The organism is Muriicola sp. SD30, from assembly GCF_041205185.1.
In the GTDB taxonomy this organism is placed as follows: Bacteria; Bacteroidota; Bacteroidia; order Flavobacteriales; family Flavobacteriaceae; genus Muriicola.
This window is the reverse complement of the sequence record NZ_JBGEWB010000002.1, coordinates 755,858-775,258: the sequence shown is the minus strand read 5'-3', so window position 1 is coordinate 775,258 and position 19,401 is coordinate 755,858. Positions and strand designations below refer to the sequence as shown.

General features: G+C 41.8%; 14 protein-coding genes. 1 reads left to right on the top strand and 13 read right to left on the bottom strand.

Going from position 1 to position 19,401, the window contains the following annotated elements:
- Nucleotides 1-8 precede the first annotated feature (8 nt).
- The 6 genes from AB8P51_RS08555 to AB8P51_RS08530 form a co-directional block, all read right to left on the bottom strand.
- A complete protein-coding gene (locus AB8P51_RS08555; protein WP_369748390.1) occupies nt 9-1,358 on the bottom strand; it encodes a TolC family protein in 1,350 nt (449 codons plus the stop codon).
- On the bottom strand, nt 1,358-4,657 hold the full coding sequence (locus AB8P51_RS08550; RefSeq protein ID WP_369748389.1) for an efflux RND transporter permease subunit: 3,300 nt from the start codon (nt 4,655-4,657) through the stop codon (nt 1,358-1,360). The genes AB8P51_RS08555 and AB8P51_RS08550 overlap by 1 nt, the downstream gene beginning before the upstream one ends.
- Entirely contained in the window at nt 4,654-5,787 is a 1,134-nt protein-coding gene (locus AB8P51_RS08545) for an efflux RND transporter periplasmic adaptor subunit (RefSeq protein ID WP_369748388.1), read from the bottom strand. The genes AB8P51_RS08550 and AB8P51_RS08545 overlap by 4 nt, the downstream gene beginning before the upstream one ends.
- Before the next feature lie 11 nt (nt 5,788-5,798).
- Nucleotides 5,799-6,263 (bottom strand): MarR family winged helix-turn-helix transcriptional regulator, encoded by a 465-nt coding sequence (locus AB8P51_RS08540; protein ID WP_369748387.1) that lies wholly within the window; start codon nt 6,261-6,263, stop codon nt 5,799-5,801.
- 145 nt (nt 6,264-6,408) lie between these two features.
- Complete coding sequence (locus tag AB8P51_RS08535; protein WP_369748386.1) at nt 6,409-7,296, bottom strand: hypothetical protein; 888 nt, start codon at nt 7,294-7,296, stop codon at nt 6,409-6,411.
- 188 nt (nt 7,297-7,484) lie between these two features.
- Entirely contained in the window at nt 7,485-9,392 is a 1,908-nt protein-coding gene (locus AB8P51_RS08530) for an ABC-F family ATP-binding cassette domain-containing protein (protein ID WP_369748385.1), read from the bottom strand.
- A gap of 63 nt (nt 9,393-9,455) precedes the next feature.
- On the opposite strand from AB8P51_RS08530, the gene AB8P51_RS08525 reads away from it, so the two are divergent.
- Nucleotides 9,456-9,842 (top strand): DUF983 domain-containing protein, encoded by a 387-nt coding sequence (locus AB8P51_RS08525; RefSeq protein ID WP_369748384.1) that lies wholly within the window; start codon nt 9,456-9,458, stop codon nt 9,840-9,842.
- Here AB8P51_RS08525 and AB8P51_RS08520 read toward each other — a convergent pair.
- The 7 genes from AB8P51_RS08520 to topA form a co-directional block, all read right to left on the bottom strand.
- The gene (locus AB8P51_RS08520; RefSeq protein WP_369748383.1) at nt 9,839-10,894 is read right to left on the bottom strand and encodes an NAD(P)/FAD-dependent oxidoreductase; all 1,056 of its coding nucleotides are present in this window, start codon (nt 10,892-10,894) and stop codon (nt 9,839-9,841) included. The genes AB8P51_RS08525 and AB8P51_RS08520 overlap by 4 nt on opposite strands.
- A gap of 77 nt (nt 10,895-10,971) precedes the next feature.
- Nucleotides 10,972-11,874 (bottom strand): gliding motility protein GldN, encoded by a 903-nt coding sequence (gene gldN, locus AB8P51_RS08515; RefSeq protein ID WP_369748382.1) that lies wholly within the window; start codon nt 11,872-11,874, stop codon nt 10,972-10,974.
- Between the two features lie 24 nt (nt 11,875-11,898).
- Nucleotides 11,899-13,467, bottom strand: a complete 1,569-nt coding sequence (gene gldM, locus AB8P51_RS08510) for a gliding motility protein GldM (RefSeq protein ID WP_369748381.1) — start codon at nt 13,465-13,467, stop codon at nt 11,899-11,901.
- A gap of 56 nt (nt 13,468-13,523) precedes the next feature.
- Nucleotides 13,524-14,168 (bottom strand): gliding motility protein GldL, encoded by a 645-nt coding sequence (gldL, locus tag AB8P51_RS08505; protein ID WP_369748380.1) that lies wholly within the window; start codon nt 14,166-14,168, stop codon nt 13,524-13,526.
- Nucleotides 14,169-14,237: 69 nt separating this feature from the next.
- Nucleotides 14,238-15,593 carry a gliding motility lipoprotein GldK gene (gene gldK / locus AB8P51_RS08500; protein WP_369748379.1) on the bottom strand — a complete coding sequence of 452 codons (1,356 nt, stop codon included), beginning with the start codon at nt 15,591-15,593 and terminating at the stop codon, nt 14,238-14,240.
- A gap of 117 nt (nt 15,594-15,710) precedes the next feature.
- A complete protein-coding gene (locus AB8P51_RS08495) occupies nt 15,711-16,868 on the bottom strand; it encodes a formimidoylglutamase (protein WP_369748378.1) in 1,158 nt (385 codons plus the stop codon).
- 20 nt (nt 16,869-16,888) lie between these two features.
- On the bottom strand, nt 16,889-19,357 hold the full coding sequence (gene topA, locus AB8P51_RS08490) for a type I DNA topoisomerase (protein WP_369748377.1): 2,469 nt from the start codon (nt 19,355-19,357) through the stop codon (nt 16,889-16,891).
- Between the last annotated feature and the right edge of the window lie 44 nt (nt 19,358-19,401).

Sequence of the window (19,401 nt, the reverse complement as noted above, 5' to 3'; positions counted from 1 at the left end):
GTTCCCTCTTATAGTTCAACATTGAGAAGTTGGCCCGTTAATTGGAGGAGCTGTATTTCTGCCAGCTTCGCATCGTATTTGGCAAGGTTCTTATTGGTTTGTGCATTCAGCAGGTTGATCTGTGCCTGCCTGAATTCTATGGAGGTGATCCTCCCTAACTGGAACTGTTCTCTGGAACGCTCAAAATTATTCTCATTTGTAACAACGTTTTGTTCCTGGATAGCATAGATAGAAAGCCTGTTCTCATAGATATCGAGAGCATTCAATATATCCCGATCTACCTCCAGCTCAATCTGTTTCTTTAGCAGTTCCTGGTTTTCATAAGCGATCTTCGCATTTTTCACACGAACATTGGTACTACCGCCATCAAAGAGGTTCCAGGTAAGCCGTGCCCCGAGGTTGAGGTTATAGGTCTCATTGTTGGTGCCCGGAAAAAAGGCTGAAGCTGCACTTTGATTTAAATTCCAGCCATATGAACCATTAAGGCCTATTGTGGGGAGGTATCCGGATCTACTAATCTTGATATCGTATTCATTGATTAGCAGATTTTTTTTCGTTTGCAATAAGGCGACATTATTTTCCCTCGCTTTTGCAATAAAGTCGTCCAATTGTAATCTGGGGATAAAGGCAACAACTGTATCAACTTCGAATGATTCATTCAGGTTTTGATTTAATACTACATTCAAATCGCGCTTTGTATTCGACAATTGCTGCTGTGCATTTAACAGGTTGATACTGTCATTTGTGACATCAACCTGGGCATTCAGTATATCGAGCTTAGTATTCTGACCGTATTCAAAGGCGTATTCAGCCCGGGTTATCCGGTCATTGGAAACTTCCAAGGCCTTCTTAAACACATTGACGTTCTCTGTAAGTCTTGCTACTTCAAAATATATACTCAGCAACTGCAGAACCGTATTTTCTATAGTTTCCCTTGCCTGTAACTCTGTTAGCTGGTATTGTTCTTTCAGGCTTTTGTAATTGTAATATCTGCCCATACCGTCGAACAAAGTGAAATTCAGAGAAAGGCTGGAGTCGTATCTCTGGGCCTCGGCTTGGTTGAGTTCTACATCGGGTCTTGGTTCACCACTCTCGAGAAATTGCCCCGGAAATTCTATAGTTGCATCATCTCTGTTGTAAGTTGCCCCGGCACTTCCTGTTAAAGTAGGCAGGAAGCCCGTATTGAGAATACTTTTATTATTCTCGGCAATCTCGACCTGGTTCTTTGCTACTTTAATTCCAAAATTGTTGTAGAGTGCTCTGGAAACTGCATCATCTTTTAACAATACTTGTTCCTGTGCTCTGGTATTTATAGTTACAAATGCCAGTAGCATGAAAATTGCTTGGTACTTTCTCATTATTTAGTATCCTCCAATTCTTTTTCTATATCTTTTTTTGGATCTGAAACTGAAGAGCCATTGGTTGGTTCTTTCAATAGTTTAGTCACCATTTGATCTTGTAAATGAATCTCTTCTTTTTGTTCCTTTATGGCTCGTTCCACTTCTTCTTTTGTGATCGTATTTCCCGTTGCCAACCATTTTGTACCCACTTTCACTTTATTGCTGAAAGACAGGAAAATAGGCAACATAATCAAGGTGAGGACTGTAGCGAAACCAATACCATAGGCTATGGAGATAGCCATGGGGATCAGAAACTGTGCCTGCCTGCTCTGTTCAAAGATTAAAGGGGCAAGTCCAGCAGCGGTGGTTAGAGAGGTTAAGAAAATGGCCCTGAATCTGGACCTTCCGGCCTCAAATATTGCATCGTCAAAACTCATCCCATTGCGAAGATTCCCATTAAACTTTCCTATCAGGACGAGGCCATCATTTACCATGATCCCTACAAGGGCTATAATACCCAGCATGGATAAGATGTTCATAGGGAAATTGTGGATCCAGTGTCCCCATGCCACGGCCGTTAAACTAAAGGGGATTAGGATGAGTAGCATTAAGGGCTGACTAAAGCTTCTGAATGTAAAAGCTATGGTAACATAAATCAGGAAAAGTACAGTGAAACCAACAAATTGCAATGAATCGAGGAGTTTACCGGCTTCCCTGTTCTGTCCTTCATAAGAAGCTGATACCGTAGGGTACTTCGATTGGATTTCAGGCATGATCTCGGTTCGAATCTCAGTCATTATATCTGTTGCACTGGTAGTTTGTGCATCTTTTAAATCCGCTGAAATTTGAATTTCACGCTGCCCGTCCAAATGGTTGATGGCGACCTCTCCACGCTCTATGCTATAAGAAGCAATCTCTTTTAATGGTATCCGACTGCCGCTTGGAGTAACAATGCGCATTTCATCAAGATCGGTAATGGACGATCTGTTTTCCCTGTCGTAACGCACCCATACCCGAATTTCATCCTGGCCTCGTTGAAAACGTTGTGCCTGAGTTCCAAAAAAACCTGCTCTTACCTGATTCATTACCGTTCGCAGGTCTAAACCTAGCAGGTAGGCATTTTCCTTTAGTTTTAGGCGTATTTCTTTGATTCCAGCAGGATCGTTGTCAGCAACATCTTTCAATTCCGGATTACGAAGTAACGCATTCTTTAACTCGGTTTTTGCCCCTTTTAATTCTTCAATATTGTAGCCTAGTAAAGAGACAGAAACAGGATCTCCACCAAAATTCCCCCCTGAACCGTAAATCAGGCTTTCAACTCCGATAACAGGGCCCACCAATTCACGCAGACGTGTGGAAACCATGTCGGAACGTATCTCATCCGGACGCTCTTCACCGGGAAGTAGATTAATGGTCAGAGAGGCCGTTGAAGAACCAGGACCAACATTCTTGATAACATTTTCATAAAGGACCTTATCGGTTCCTTTCAAATACTGTTCGGTTAACTCCTGATTGACGATTTCGGCCTTCTCTTCAATAAGGCTAATTATTGAATCTGTAACCTTTTCATTTGTTCCATTGGGCATTTGTAAACTTATCTGTACCCTGTCGCTGGCAATTTGCGGAAAAAAGGCAGTACGGATTATACCCCCTCCAACGGAGCCAAATGTTAGTAAGAGTGCAAAAACAAAAAAGGAAAACGTAAGCAGTTTATACTTCAGGGCAAAACGCAAGGTAGGACTGTACATTTTATCCCGGAGCCATGCCATGGCCCGGTCTCCGGATTTATTGATAATCCTCAGCTTTGAAAACACCTTGGCTATCCCCTTCTTTGGTTTGTCATCTATCGGACGCAGGGCTTTGGAATGTGCAAGGTGAGCCGGGAGAATGATCAGAGCTTCTATCAGGGATACAGCAAGAGTGAGTATCACAATAACCGATACTTCTCCAAAAAACTCCCCAATTCTTCCATCCAGAAACAGGAAAATTGAGAATGCCAGTACGGTTGTAATAATTGCAGATACAATGGGTGGAAGTACTTCCATGGTACCATCTATGGCTGCCTGTATGGGTGTTTTCCCTTTCTCGTAATGCTGATATATATTCTCTGCGATCACAATCCCGTCATCTACTAAAATCCCTATCACGATAATCATCCCGAATAAGGATAATACATTGATGGTTACATCGAAATAGCCGGCAAAAATGAACATTCCCAAAAATGAGATTGGCAGACCAAAGGCTACCCAAAAGGCCAGCCTGGTATTTAGAAATAAAGAAAGAAAAATAAGGACCAGGGTCATCCCCATGACGGCATTTTCTGTAAGTAGTTTTGTCCGCTCAGTGAGGGTGACAGATAAATCGCTCACTACATTGAGTGTAACGTTATTGTATTTCTGATTGAATTCCTCTATATAGTTCCTAACCTTTTCGGCCGAAGAAATAAGGTCTTCCGTATTCGTACTGGTGATAGTAGTATTTACTGAAAGGTTGCCATTAAAATAGGATGCATTGGGTGTTTCAGAAAAACGATCCCGGACTACAGCCACATCTTTCAATCTCACTGTCTGACCGGAAGCATCGGCCCTTATAATTAAATTAGAAAGTTCATCTCCGTAATAGGATCTGTTATTGGCCCTGATTAAATACTCCTCGGAATCGGTTTTGATATTTCCTCCGGTTACAAGGATATTGGCATTTGAAACTGCCTGTGCTACCTCTGTAAAGGACATTCCATAAGCCAATAGGCTATTCTCATTGACAGCAATTTCTATTTCTTCCTCAGGGTATCCGGAAATACTGATCTGGGATATCCCGTCAATGGCCCGTATATCATTTTCAATCTGGCGTCCAATTTGCTTTAAGGTTACCAGTGGGATATTATCTCCGCTTATTGCAAAACTTATGGTCTGTCTTACAACCTCCAGTTTTGAAACCACCAAGGGTTCCATACCCGTGGGGAATGTCGGTACCCTGTCTACAGCGTTTTTTACCTGTAGTAGCATAAAATCCACATCCCGGCCCTTTTCTATTTCCACATTGATACTCCCGCTGTTCTCCCTGGAGGTAGAGGTCACTCTATCAACCCCTTCAAGTCCCTTTAGGTTATCTTCGATCTTCAGGACAATGCCTTCTTCAATTTCCTGTGGAGAAGCTCCCGGATATGTAATGTTTATTGAGATATTCTTAGAATCCGTCAGTGGAAAAAAGGAAGATTTTAACGACAGGGCTCCTACAATCCCAAAGATGAAAAATGCAATGATCACTACATTGACCGCCACATGGTATTTAATAAAATACGCTATAATATTTCTCATTGTTCAATATTTTGTGCAGTCTCTTCCTTATACACCTTTACGAGCATTCCCGCATATGCACCCACCACGGGTTTGGTTATAATCGTCTCTCCTTCAGGAACCCCTTTAAGAACAACTTTCTTATCCGAAAAATAAACGGGCTTTACATCAATAAGATCGAGGACAGTATCGCGAACGACAAATATCTGATCATTTTCCAAAAGCAGGTTTCTGTCTACTTCAATTGCATTGGTCTCTTGTTTAGCATTTAAATTTGCTTCCAGATACATCCCTTCTTTGAGATCACTGTCGCTGACTTCTATAAACGCCTTTATGGTCTGGGTAGCCAAATCTACGCTCCCGTTTATCCTGGCTACTTTCCCCTTGTAAGTTTTGGTCCTGTCCAGATTGACCAGGTTGACAACCTCGCCTACTTTTAAAAGGTCACTATAGGTCTTGCTCACTGCAACTTCTAATTCATACACATCGGTGTTGATAAACTCACCTAGTTTTTGTCCTGATCTAACCAGCGAGCCTTCAGTAACCAGTGCTTCTGTCAGAATACCCCTAAAAGGTGCTCTTATCGCATACTTACTCAACCGTTGCTCCAGATTCTTAACATTGTAATAGGTAGTTAAAATTCCACGTCCGGATATAAAAAATTTTTCATTTTCAGAAGTCATTTCCGGGAATGGCGGGGTTGTCTTATCAAGATCGAAGCCCGAAAGATAGGCTTGCCATTTAGGATAAAACTCGGGATAATCCAAACGAAGATCCGGCATTATAGAGGTGATCAGATTGTATAAGTTGCTTTTGGCAGACTGCACACTGGCATAATATTCGGAGGCATCTATTCGAATGATAGTTTCTCCGGCCCTGTATGGCTGACCAGCCTTAAATAGCTTATTCCCTTTTCTGAATACCCCCTGCACCTCCGCGTAGAGCTCTACTCTTTGCTTCGCGGTAAGGTTGCCATTTGCCGGAACAATAATATCTACTGTTCCGTTATTTACGGTTTGAGTAAAAACGGTCTTTACGGCCTTTTCAACTTTTGGTTTTGGCCTGGTTTTACTTTCAACTATGCTGTTGGATAAAAAAATCCCCAACACTATAATCAGGATTCCTAGTATCGATAATATTATCTTTCTCATTTGGTGGATACTTAAAGTGATTTTAATTCTCTTGTAAAATTATCCTGGATCCGTTTTAAAATTTCAATCATGCGATTGATTTCTGATTTACTGAGATCCATCTCCAGGATGTTTATTGCTTTTTGTATGATCGGTCTGGTTTTACGGAAAATTTCCCTTCCGCTATCTGTAAGGTAAACCAGGTTAACGCGCCTGTCCTGTTCGTGCTGTCTTTTGATTATATACCCCTTTTTTTCCATCTTCGCCAATAACCTGGCTAAAGAAGATTTGTCTCTCCAGATTAAGTCGGCAATTTCATTTTGGTTAAGTCCGTCATTTTTATTCAATTTCCCAAGAACGATCATCTGTTCTTTACTTATATCCAAACCATGCTGCTGAAAAGCTTCGTGCAAATAGTAGTCTGTAATTTTTATGGTTTTGCCTAGCCAGGGGCCAAGCGACTTTTCCAAATCTATCTCCAAGTCGAGTTCTTGCATGGGCCAAAACTAGATAAATATCTATTAGTTGCATATGCAACCATAGTTAAATAAATCATAATATTTTAAGGACTTCTTAGGTATTAAAACAAAAAAAAGGGATGTTTTCACATCCCCTAATTATAGCTAACCAACTTAAAATTGACTATTCATGATCAGGATCATCTTCGTCTTCAAATTTCGTATCCGCAACCCGGGTTTTCTTAAAGTCGATCTCCTTAAAGTTCAACTTAGCTTCTTCTTTGTCATAGTCAAAGACCAGGAATTGCTTCGTATTCATTCCTTCCAGGTTTTTGAGAGAATTGAATTTGTTATTCTGTATCTGCAGGATCTCCAAACTGGCCAATTGACTAAATTCTGAAGGAATTGCTCCATCTAATTGATTATTTGCAAGGATGAGCTCTTTGAGTTCCACCAACTGCCCGAATTGTCTTGGAATGGATCCTTCGAGTGTATTTTCAAATAGTCCAAGGCTTTCCAAATTAGTCAATTTACCCAGTTCTTCTGGTATTGCTCCCCTGAGACTATTACTTGAAAGATTAAGTACTCTCAAACGGGTGAGCTGTCCCATGCTTGAAGGAATACTTCCGGTAAAGAAATTATTAAAAGCCGTCAATTCTTTCAACTGACGTAAATTACCGAGAGCTTCTGGTAATTCACCCTTAAATCTGTTCATCTCTATTTTGAGGACCTCCAGCTTTTCCATCCGGGTAATACTTTCAGGTAATTCGCCCGTCAAACCATTAAATGCCAAATTGAGGACCTTGAGGTGAGACAACTTATCCATGGATACAGGCAGTGTACCCTTTAAATTATTTCTGAAGAGATTGATCTCAACGATGTGATCACCTTCCACCTTTACCCCGTACCATGTGTGTACCGGAGTGGAGAAATCCCATGTCCTTACCCATTCCTTTCCATTAGTGCTTTCGTAAAGGTCTGTAAGCGCCTCCATTTCCCCTTTGGATACCTTGGCTGTAACAAAGAGCGCTGAGCTTAACATCAACAGTGAAAGGAAAAGTGTTTTTTTCATTTTGAATTTCTTTGTCAGTATTCAGTAGTCGACTTACAACAAATCTGATACATGAATTAGGAATTACCTTACAAATATAGTTCAAAGTAGAGATTACCTACTTATTTTTCCGACAAACGGTCCTATTTTGTTGTGAAAACCAGAAATTTTGTTGTGAAATAAAACTTGTATTACAATCCCTTTGCGGCTTATTTTTCGAGTTGTAGGGTAAGATCTTCCCATTGCTGCATCAGGGATTCGAGTTGTTTCTTCTTTTTTTGATATTTATCGAAGAAGTTTGGCTGAGCAATCGTCTGGTCATAATTCATCAGCAGTTCATGATCAATCTCGGCAATTTCTTTTTCCAGGCCACTAATCTTACTTTCTACCTGACTCAGTTTATTTTTAAGACCTTTTAATTTTTTCTGATCAAGGTATTGATTCGGGGACTTATCTTCGGTTTTCTTTTTTGTTTCCTCCTCCGATTTCTTTTCAATTGCCCTGAAATCATTTGCTTTCCGTTCCTCAAGGAAGTAATTGATATCCCCTAGATACTCCTTTATTTTCCTGTCTTTAAATTCGTAGACCTTATTGGTTAGACCCTGTAGAAAGTCCCTGTCGTGTGAAACGACGATGAGTGTCCCCTGAAAGTTGATCAAGGCCTGTTTTAGTACATTTTTAGACGCAATATCCAGATGGTTGGTCGGTTCGTCCATCACGAGGACATTAAAGGGTTGCAACAACATTTTTGCAAGGGCCAGTCTGTTTCGTTCCCCTCCGGAGAGCACCTTTACGAATTTTTCCACCTCATCCCCGCTAAAGAGGAAAGAGCCTAAAATATCCCGAACCTTACTCCTATTGGTTTCATTGGCAGCATCAATCATGGTGTCTAGTACAGTTTTATTGCCATCGAGGTATTCTGCCTGATTCTGGGCGAAGTAGCCGATCTGTACATTGTGCCCCAATTTGAGTTCTCCCTCGTAAGCGATCTCCTCCACCATAATTTTGGCAAGGGTAGTTTTTCCCTGTCCATTTTGTCCTACAAAGGCCGTTTTACTGTCGCGTTCTAAAAGTAAATTGATGTTATTCAAAACTTCTTTGGGGCCGTAATGCTTAGTGATGCCATTCATTTCTGCTATTATCTTTCCCGGGGTCACGGATACCGGGAAACGCAGTTTTAAAACACTTTTATCCGTTTGATCCACTTCAATGCGGTCCATTCGGTCTAATTTTTTAATCAGCGATTGGGCCATGGAAGCTTTAGAGGCCTTGGCACGAAACTTTTCTATGAGTCGTTCTGCCTGTTGAATTTCACGCTCCTGATTTTTTTGGGCATTGATTTGCTGTTCCCTGATTTCTTCGCGCAGAACGAGGAATTTGGAATATGGTTTATTGTAATCGTAAATACGGCCCAGCGAGATCTCTATAGTGCGGTTAGTAACATTATCCAGGAACATCTTATCGTGGGATACGATCACAACTGCCCCAGGAAAATTGGTGAGAAATTGTTCGAGCCAGATAATCGATTCGATATCGAGGTGGTTGGTAGGCTCATCTAACAAAAGTACATCGTTGCTCTGTAGTAACAACTTCGCCAGTTCAATACGCATTCTCCATCCCCCGGAAAATGTATTGGTCTTTTTATCAAAATCTTCCCTTTTAAAACCCAGGCCCAAAAGGATTTTCTCTGTTTCGCCCTGGTAGTTATATCCCCCCAGGATCTCGTATCTATGCGTAAAATCATTGAGATCTACCATCAATTGATGGTATCCCTCACTTTCATAATCGGTTCGTTCTGCGAGCTGTTCATTGATCTTCTCCAGTCGACCTTCTACTTCCTGAAGCTCTTTAAATGCCTTATAGGCTTCTTCAAGTACGCTCTGCCCCTCCTCAAACTCAATATCCTGCCTTAGGAATCCAATGCGTAGTTCCTTGTCGGAAGCTAATGTTCCGGTATCAGGAGCTACATCTTTGGCAAGTAATTTCAGCAAGGTAGATTTTCCTGCCCCATTTTTACCGATCAGTCCAACACGGTCACCCGGATTCAGACGGAACGAAATTTCCTCGAAGAGGATTTCACCTGAAAATGAAACGGAAAGATTATGGACATTTAACATGATTGTAACTCGGTTTACAAGGTATAATTAAGCAAAAAAGTATCTTTGCCAAAAGTTTTGCAAATGTTCAAAAAAGGAAGCAAACTCTACAGCATTTTAACAGGAAGTTGCCCAAAATGCCATATGGAAAGCATGTACAAGGTACAGAATCCTTATCTTCCGGGGTCTCTTTTTAAGATGAATGAACGATGTTCCCACTGTAATACAAAGTACAAAATAGAGCCTTCTTTCTTTTATGGTGCTATGTATGTGAGTTATGCTGTAGGTATTGCCTTTGCCGTGGCAGCCTTTGTTATTACTTTTTTTGTATTCAAGGCCAGCTTGCTCAATATTTTTGTCAGCATAGTAGTAACACTAATTCTCTTTCTACCAATTATAATTCGTCTCTCAAGGAATATCTGGATCAATATTTTCATGCACTACGATCCGGGGGCAGTCGTAAAATCCTAGAATTTACCAAAGCGTTTTCTGAATCTTTTTATGTCCATTTCCGCAGGAAGCTCTTCTTGATTTTCGATGTAATTGTACAAGGCTTTTGAAGCATAAGGAGCGATCATTACGCCGCGGGAACCAAAGCCATTGAGAAGATACAGCGATGGGTAGTAGGGATGTTGCCCAACCAAAGGCCTCCTGTCTCCTGTGGTGGGCCTGATTCCTGCAAGTTGGTGTTCCACCTCATAATCGCATTTTAAAAAGGACCTTAATTTGGTTTCAAGTTCTTCTCTTGCCTCCGGAGTGGGTTTATTAGTCTTGTCCTCTCGTTTATATGTGGCTCCGACGCGATAAACCTGATTTCCCTGAGGAATAAGAAATACGGAAGACTTTATGATATGTTTTTCCTTAAGATCAGGAGCCTTGATCATAAGGTATTCACCTTTGGATCCACTTAAAGGAAGACAGTTAAAATAGGGATTTTGCTTCAGACCATAGCCAAGGGCAAAAACGAGATACCTAGCTTTAATATTTTTGTAGAGTATAAGATCTTCCCCCAAGGTCAGGGAATTAAAATCAAACGATTCTTTCCGGAGCAGATTCCGATCGAGAAGATAGTTTCTGTAGCCTATTTGAAGGAGTTTTGTGTCGACCCTGCCCGTTCTCAATACTTCGCCGTAACTGTATTTCGCTTCAATAGCAGCATTAGTATTAGAAATCAGTGAGGTAGACATAAGGGGTTCAAGACCCGGCTTATCTGAAGCTTCAAACCATTGGTTTTGCTCTTCTATACTTGTAAATCTTCGCAGAACGCTGAGAGGGTAATTTAATTGAACACCCAATTTTTTTTCCAGGCCGGCATAAAATTGGGGCAGGAGTGCAAGTTGTTCATGGGCCTTCCATGACAGGTTAAATCTCTTGAGTGCAACCGGGTTGTACAAGCCGCCTGCTACGGTTGAGGCCTTTTGAGACTGATCACTGACAACCATAAACGATTTTCCCTCTTGTTCCAGGGTTTCACAAAACGAAATTCCAGCCAAACCTAGGCCTGCTATCAGGTAATCAACCATTGTACAAAAATAAAAAACGCCGCTTCATAAAAGCGGCGTTTTCATTTTATAATTGAATTGGAATACTAAAGGAATTTTTAATAGGCCCACATATCCTGTTCCCTGTCTCTGATCGCTTCTTTGATGCGATTAGATTCTAGTAACTGGAACAAGGCGTTATCCGCGATGTAGTCGTCTATAGAACGATCTCCATGGACATTGTCTTCCCTGTAGATGGTTGCGTTAAACCTTCTGGCGTTCAACAACATATCATATGAGATAGGCTGTGCTGAATTCCGTTGGTTAAACACCTTCGCATCGTGAAGGATTTTCCTGGCACTTGGAAACCAAACCCAGAACAATTCTACCTTGTTATCGGCAGGATTCATAGATTCGTCATCCACGAAGTTTACATCGGGAGCTACGGGAGCTATCCCGAGGAGTCGATACTTCAGTTCTCCCTGGCGCTTGTCAAAATACCAAATACCTTTAATACGATACTCTTCAATATCTGCAGCGGTTATATCCCTCCTGTTAACATATTCAGGGGAGAGTTCTTCACCTGCATTGATTTGTTCGTATCCGAAATCTGTTGTATCTATCCTTGTCAGGGTTGCTTTCAGATCTTCAAACTTCCTTTTTTCGGTGAAGTAAGAGTCAACGTAAACATCTGTCAACTTGCCGTTCTTGATGTTTTTTAAGAAAACATCGTAAAGCGATCTCCTGTCGGCACCGATATCAATTGTATCGGTTGGATAATAGAGGGGGAAATTCACCCTCTCATCAAGGTCGATCACCTCCCATATGGTCTTGGACCAGAGAATATCCCTGTCATCCACATAACCATAATCCAGAGGAACATCATCATCCATTGCCAACTGGTTTGCTGTCTTCTTCCCGATATCCTGTGGCTTCTTGGCATTTAAAATATTTGCCTGGGCCAGGATTGAAATCGGTAGCAGAGAAACGGCTCCAACTAGTATTACATTCTTCCAATTCATAAAATTCAATTTTACTAAAAATTCTTAGTTTGTGATCTCCACAATTACAGGAGATACTTTCTTAAGCTTATACGTTTTGTTATTGGTGATGTAAGCTTCGATATCAAAGATCTGAACAGCATCACCTCTTTTGGCTCTTTTAAGGGCAGATTTACCTCTGCTATCAAGTTTATTACCCTTGACAACAACAGTTGGCTGTCCTGGCACTTTGAATTTAAATCCGCTTACCGCAAGGTTAAGGTCAAAATCAAAGTCTTCTAACAACGCTCCGATAGTCGCGATTTCAAGGTTTCGCCTTGGCATCTTGGCACTTCCGGATTCCCCTCTTACAGATCCTGCAGGTCTTGGAATATCCTTGATCCTGAAGGTAGCGGGAGTAGTGATTCTCTTACCATCAGGCAAAACACCAGAGGCATTGATAGTCACTTCACGTCCTTTTCCAGGGTTCATAACAAACTTGCTTCCTGAAACTCTGCGTAATCCAGCTGCACTTGCGTCAACTTTGTTATCTGGAATACCAGGGATTGAAATGGTCATTGGATTGGCCACTCCTCGGTAAACCACATTCATCTTGTCTGCTGAAATTACGGCTGCGTTAGGCATAGTAATCGTCGCAAATGTTGAAGAAACCGGTACTTCGGTACGTTCTCCATCCTGAATAAAGACCAGGTTTCCTTCGATCTTGTGATCTCCGGCAGCTCCTGCACTTACCAGTAGCTTTACCTGTCCTTCCTTAATCTCGTAGTCCTTCCCTTCAACCAGGGTTCTTCCATCGAGTTTCAGATTTACTTCATTAGGTCTTGTTGTCGCATCCTTACGTCCAAGGACGATGGCTCCTGCAAACTTCTCCCCTGTATAGAAAGCAGATTTCTCCTGCTCCAGTAAAGTGGTATAGTTTGTCATGGAAACCTCAGAGGTTAACTGACCCTGAAGCATTGCTTTTAAGGCATCCTCTTCAGTCGATTTAATATCGGCCTGCAGCTTACTCAGGTTTGCCAGAGAAGCTACTAATGGATATCCTTCATAATGGTAATTGATCCAATCAACTTTTACACCATCTCTTCTTTCTACCTTGCCGTTAGCGTCTCCGGTTTGAAACCTTGAGGCTACAGCATCGCGAACTTCGGTAAAGTTCTCTGGAAGAAGTGCAGTGATCTGGGTTTTATAATCGTTGATTCTTTTCAGGAATTCTTTTCCTTCCGGGGCAAGGTTATCACCCTGAAAGAATTTCTGGTCTAGCCAGTCCGACTTGTCCATAACTACATAATCCTTCGGATCATCCAGTTCTTTGGTCATTGACGTTTTCAAGGACTCGATATAATCGAAATATTCCTGAGACAATTCCTTGATCTTAACGGCGTCTTTGTACAAGGGTCCAAATTTCTCCTTGTTCTCAGATGCTTTGGTTTCTAATCCACTGAGGAAGGCCATATTGCTTTCCGTGGTTTTTTCGTTAGAAGCTTCAAACTTTTCATTCATTAATCCGAATGCAGCCAGAACTTCCTTACTCATATTGAGCGCCAGCATTGCGATAAAGATCAAATACATTAAGTTGATCATCTTCTGACGCGGTGTTGCTTTTCCTGATGCCATGTTTTTCTAATTAGTTTTGATTTGTAACTTGATTTGGGTTATTGGTTCGCGACTAATTAGTTCTTACTCATGGCAGATAACATACCGCCATATACACCATTTAAAGATGAGAGGTTAGAGGCCAATGATTCCATTTGATCTTTAAGAGCACCTGCGTTCTGAACTACTTCTTCGTTAATTGAAGCCTGTCTGCTGGCACTTTCCAACTGTACTTTGTACAAGCTGTTTAAAGATTCCATCTGTGAAGCAGCCTGGGCCATTTCATCAGAATATTTCTTAGTAGTTTCCATTGCGTCTACAGAAGGAGCGATTCCTTTGGCAGCACCTTCAAAATTGCGGATACTGTCACCAAGACTATGCATTAATTCTGCATCAATGTTAGCTTCTTTTAAAAGCTGATCTAATTTTTTTGAAAGCAATCCTTCTGCTTCTTTAGCATCAGAACTGGCCTTTCCATTAGATTCTCCTCCAGCTAATTCAGGATAAACCAGAGACCAATCGAATTCATCATCTACAGGCTCAAAGGCACTGATGGCGAAAATAAGGGCTTCTGTAATCAGACCTACTGCAAGCAGAAGTCCACCGGTTAACGGTCCGAATTCCCAGTGAAGGATTTTAAAGAGGGCACCGATAATTACTACCGAAGCTCCCAGGCCATAGGCCATGTTAAATAGTTTTTTTGTTGATTTTGACTGTGCCATAATTCTAAGATTTAATTTAAGTTTAATAAATAAGTATTTGGTTTTTGTTTGATCTTAATTGGTAATCTGTTATTGTGTTGAATCTTCTTCTCCCATATAGTCCTGTACGGTTCTGAAACCGATGTAACTCCTGGCAGAATCACGATATTCATAATCTCTTGTACTTACCTGCAGGAAGTAAGCCACATCCTTCCAGGATCCTCCGCGGATTACTTTTCTGGCGTTATCGCCCGAATCTGCGTTGGGGTTCATTGTAGAAGCATATTCGTAAGAACCGGGGAAATAACTACTGTTAGTCCACTCCGAAACGTTCCCTGCCATATTGTACAGGTTAAAATCATTAGGTTCATATGATTTAGCTTCTACCGTATATAAGGCTGCATCCGCTGCGTAATCCCCTCGCTGAGGTTTAAAGTTGGCCATAAAACAGCCTGTGTCACTAATTACATACGGACCTCCCCAGGGATAGGTACCTCCTTCGATACCACCACGGGCAGCGTATTCCCACTCGGCTTCTGTAGGCAAACGGAACTGGTTCACAAATTGTTTCCCACGCGACTTCTGATCATCATTCTTGAATTTAGTTCTCCAGTGACAAAAGGCTTTGGCCTGAGTCCAGGATACACCAACAACAGGGTAGTCACTATAAGCATCATGCCAGAAATAATCATTGTGCATGGGTTCGTTGTAAGAATATTCAAAATCCCTGATCCATACCGTAGTATCAGGATAAATTTCCAATTCTTCGGTCCTAAGGAATTCCTTACGGCGTGAATCCCTAGAACGGGCCGCCGCTTCGATATCCATCCAGGTGTATTTATACTTTAATTTGGTTACGTCAATAATACGTTGTCCATTGTAGGACTCCTCTTCAGGAATGTACAATGAATCCATTATCTCCGTATAGTACTCATCCGGATAATCTGATGTATCCCAAACCAGGTCTTCATCAGTATTTAAACGATATCCTTCGTAGCCCGTTTCTCCCATACCGGAATAATTGTCGAGCATATACTTTTCATATGTCGACATTCTGGTGGTATCAGCACTCTTAAAAGCGTACTCTCCGATACCTCCGTCCTCAGGACCCATTCCTAGTTCATCAGCCAGAATTGCCAATTTGGTCCTTACGATAGAATCGCGGACCCATTGTACAAACTGACGATATTCACTGTTTGTTATTTCGGTATCATCCATATAGAACGATCTCACCGTTACTGTTTTAGTTGGGGCGTTGAGAACCTGCGCCATATCTTCCTCGCTTTTTCCCATGATGAAAGCACCCCTTGGTATGAGTTCCATTCCATATGGTTTTTCAGGGTACCATTTCTTTCCTTGTACGCCCACTAGTTCTCCTTTTGTCTTAGACCCGCAACTTGAGAGTAAAAAAACAAACGCTATAGATAACAACAATAGCTTCTTCATACTTTAGGTTAAATTTCGATTTAGACTTTTAGCAGTAATGTCAATTATTATTCTCTAAAACTACTTTTTGAATAAAATATTGTACGTTACTAGCCTTCCTTTTAAAAAAATTCACGTTTAGTTTAAACCTTTCTTGTAGGCCTTAAACCACCGTTCAGGGATAATCTGGTCGCAAGCGTCCAAATAGTCCTGCTCAGTGCAAGGTAATAACGCAGGTGAATTTGATTTAGTATGCGAAGAAGCAAATGAAGGAACTTCTACCCACCACCTTTGGGTGAGCAGACTTTTGTAGAATATCAGTTCCTCGTTTTCGGTAGGGACTATAAACTTGGTAAAATCTTTACTGGAACCAGTAGGGCGTTCCTTGATCCTGAAGTTATATCCTTCCATAAAATACCAGATAATCTGAGCGATCAGCTGGAACGACAAGGGTGAGTTTTCACTTTCATAAATACCGAACACAGCTACATTTTCACTGATTCCGGCGTAACGTGCGATTGCACAGATCTCCCTACCGTCAAAACCATTGGGCGAATAATTGGATGATCCTCCTATCTCACTGGCTTTTATGGCCCGGGCATCCAGACTTACCAGGTGGGCATTCCTCAAGACTGGTTCGGCTAAGGTTATATCTGAAGAGATTTCACCAAGACGGTAAGCATCAAAGAACAACCTTTCCATAAGGTCGATCTCCTCCTGAGCATTAAAATAACTCTGGTACCCGATATTGGAAAAATTAAACAGATTGTTGGGCTTATCGGTAATGATCTTACTCATATAAGAACTGGAGCTGATCAATTCTTCATCCGCCCCAAAGTCGAAACGGCTATCAATGGACACGAGGTTGATCAGGTCTTTTATCCTGTCAAAAGCCCTGTAGGTAGGATAGGTAATGTCCTGAGTGGCACCTATTATAATAGGTATCACATTTTCCTCCAGCAAACCTGCCGTAATTTCCTTGACGACAAAATAGGTGTCTTCTACCGTCTCCCCCTCCTCTACATTGCCGAGATCTACAATATTGATATTCCAATTGCCCATCATCAACTTGTACAATTGAATACGAATCTCTACTATGGCGAGTTTTTCAGGTTTCTTTTCAAAGGCGTTACGCGATTCATTTACCCCCATAATGGCAAATGAAGCATTAGCCAGGACTGGCAGACCATCTCTGTGGGTATGTTTAAAGATATTCTTTCCAAGGGATTGCGGCGGCAAGAGCTCGCAGTGCGCCAGGGCCTTATCTTCAACCGGAACTAAAAAATCAAATGCCATACGACTATAGCAAAGTGGGGTTATTTACTTTTTTTCTTGGGTTTTTTCTTTTCCAGAAGACTTTTCGCGTCTTCCAGACTCATTTTTGTAACATCAACTTCCTTGGCCAGTTCTGCCTTAGTTTTGCCTTTGATTACATTGTGCCGGCCCCAGCGGGCTTTCTCTATTCTGATCCCTTCCTCTGGCCATTCCTTTACTACGCGTTCTGCCTCCTTCTTCTTCTTGGCCTCAATAAGCTCAGCAATATCTGCTTCAGAGAGTTGATCAAAATTATATTTTTTGTTCACGTTGATAAACATGCCGTCCCATTTGATAAAAGGACCGAATCTCCCTTTCCCTTTAGTGACGTCTTTCCCTTCATATGTGGTTATTGGTGCATCTGCTTTTTGCTTGGCCTTGATAAGTTCAACAGCCCGGTCTAAATCCACATCCATCGCACTTTCCCCACTTTCAAGGGAGACAAACTTTTTACCATAGCGCACGTAAGGACCGTATCGACCCACATTGGCTTCAACTTCCTCTCCTTCATAGACTCCTAATTTCCGCGGCAGCTTAAAGAGGTCCATGGCTTCCTCATAGGTAATTGTATTTAATGACTGGTTTGGCAGCAGACTGGCAAACAGCGGTTTTTCTTCCTCCTCAACCGTACCAATCTGCACCATAGGGCCAAATCGTCCCAGACGAACTGAGACCTGTCTTTTGGTCTTTGGATCTGTCCCAAGAACACGTTCACCACTTGCACGGTCTGCGTTCTCCTCCACATCAATCACATTGGGATGGAAATCCTTGTAAAAATCTTTCATTACTTTTTGCCAGTCTTCCTCCCCAGAAGCGATCTCATCAAAGTCCTTTTCTACTTTTGCTGTAAAATTGTAATCCAGGATGTTGGCGAAATTTTCCACCAGAAAATCGTTGACAATCATTCCTATATCAGTAGGCACCATCTTCCCCTTGTCAGATCCGACTGTTTCAGTAAGGTGATTCTCTTTGATCTTGTTGTTCTCAAGAACTAACTGACTGTATTTACGCTCGGATCCTTCAATTGTTCCTTTCTCAATATATCCTCTGTTCTGAATAGTAGATATGGTTGGAGCATATGTAGAAGGTCTTCCTATTCCCAATTCCTCCAGCTTCTTTACCAGAGATGCCTCTGTAAAACGATAGGGTGGCCGGGTAAATCGTTCTGTAGCAGTGATGTAGTTGTTATCAAGGGACTCTCCTACCTGAAGCGCTGGGAGCATTCCTTCCTGTTCTTCGGCTATATCCTCTTCGTCCTTCCCTTCGAGGTAGACCTTTAAAAATCCATCGAACTTGACCACCTCTCCATTGGCGGTAAACTGTTCCTTGTGGGAGTTGGCACTAATCTTAACATTGGTGCGTTCCAATTGTGCATCGGCCATTTGAGAAGCCAAGGTTCGCATCCATATCAATTCGTATAATTTGGCCTGGTCTCTTTCTACCTTCGGATTCTGCAGCGTCATATCCGTAGGACGAATGGCTTCATGAGCCTCCTGTGCCCCTTTGCTCTTTCCTTTGTAGTTCCTAACCTTGCTGTATTTCTCACCGTAATTGGTTACGATTGCTTTTTTGGCGTCATTAATCGCCTCCGAAGACAGGTTTACACTATCAGTCCTCATATAGGTTATCAGTCCGGCTTCATAAAGCCGCTGGGCCACCTGCATGGTCCTCCCCACAGAGAAATAAAGTTTCCTGGAGGCCTCCTGTTGTAAGGTAGATGTTGTAAAAGGTGCTGAAGGTGATTTCTTTGCGGGTTTCTTATCGAGGGATGCAACTTCAAATTCTGTCTGCAGATTTGCCCTTAAAAACACTTCTGCTTCCTCCTTGGTATCAAATGTCTTGGAGAGTTTAGCGCTAAAAACCTCTCCTTTTTGAGTTCGGAATTCCGCATTTATCCGGAACGAGGCTACAGGAACAAAGGCTTCAATATCGCGTTCCCGCTCAACTATTAGCCGCACCGCAACTGATTGCACTCTTCCGGCAGAAAGGCCCGGTTTAATTTTTTTCCACAACACAGGGGAAAGTTCGTAGCCCACTAATCGGTCGAGGACTCTCCTGGCCTGCTGGGCGTTGACCAAATCGTAGTTAATGGCCCTTGGATTTTCAATCGCATTCTGTATGGCCGATTTAGTAATGGAATTAAAGACTATTCGTTTGGTTTTGCTCTTGTCGAGATCGAGGGTTTCCGCCAGGTGCCATGATATGGCCTCCCCTTCCCGGTCCTCATCACTGGCAAGCCAGATCGTTTCGGCCTTCTTTGCCAGGTCCTTAAGTTTTTTTACAAGGGACTTTTTGTCCTTATCGACAATGTATTTGGGTTTAAAATCGTTGGCTACGTCAACCCCCAGTTCTTTTGACGGAAGGTCTGCAATATGTCCAAAACTCGATTCTACCTTAAAATCCTTTCCCAGAAATTTCTCGATAGTCTTTGCTTTGGCGGGTGATTCTACAATTACTAAATTCTTAGCCATTCATTGATTTTTGAAGTCACAAAAGTATAGCAAAAATTTGATTT

Coding starts and splice junctions, on each gene's coding strand:
- gldL (WP_369748380.1), bottom strand. CDS start 14,168: ATGGCACAGTCAAAATCAACAAAAAAACTATTTAACATGGCCTATGGC.
- AB8P51_RS08495 (WP_369748378.1), bottom strand. CDS start 16,868: ATGGCATTTGATTTTTTAGTTCCGGTTGAAGATAAGGCCCTGGCGCAC.
- topA (WP_369748377.1), bottom strand. CDS start 19,357: ATGGCTAAGAATTTAGTAATTGTAGAATCACCCGCCAAAGCAAAGACT.
- AB8P51_RS08555 (WP_369748390.1), bottom strand. CDS start 1,358: ATGAGAAAGTACCAAGCAATTTTCATGCTACTGGCATTTGTAACTATA.
- AB8P51_RS08545 (WP_369748388.1), bottom strand. CDS start 5,787: ATGAGAAAGATAATATTATCGATACTAGGAATCCTGATTATAGTGTTG.
- AB8P51_RS08535 (WP_369748386.1), bottom strand. CDS start 7,296: ATGAAAAAAACACTTTTCCTTTCACTGTTGATGTTAAGCTCAGCGCTC.
- AB8P51_RS08530 (WP_369748385.1), bottom strand. CDS start 9,392: ATGTTAAATGTCCATAATCTTTCCGTTTCATTTTCAGGTGAAATCCTC.
- gldM (WP_369748381.1), bottom strand. CDS start 13,467: ATGGCATCAGGAAAAGCAACACCGCGTCAGAAGATGATCAACTTAATG.
- gldN (WP_369748382.1), bottom strand. CDS start 11,874: ATGAATTGGAAGAATGTAATACTAGTTGGAGCCGTTTCTCTGCTACCG.
- AB8P51_RS08550 (WP_369748389.1), bottom strand. CDS start 4,657: ATGAGAAATATTATAGCGTATTTTATTAAATACCATGTGGCGGTCAAT.
- AB8P51_RS08520 (WP_369748383.1), bottom strand. CDS start 10,894: ATGGTTGATTACCTGATAGCAGGCCTAGGTTTGGCTGGAATTTCGTTT.
- gldK (WP_369748379.1), bottom strand. CDS start 15,593: ATGAAGAAGCTATTGTTGTTATCTATAGCGTTTGTTTTTTTACTCTCA.
- AB8P51_RS08540 (WP_369748387.1), bottom strand. CDS start 6,263: ATGCAAGAACTCGACTTGGAGATAGATTTGGAAAAGTCGCTTGGCCCC.
- AB8P51_RS08525 (WP_369748384.1), top strand. CDS start 9,456: ATGTTCAAAAAAGGAAGCAAACTCTACAGCATTTTAACAGGAAGTTGC.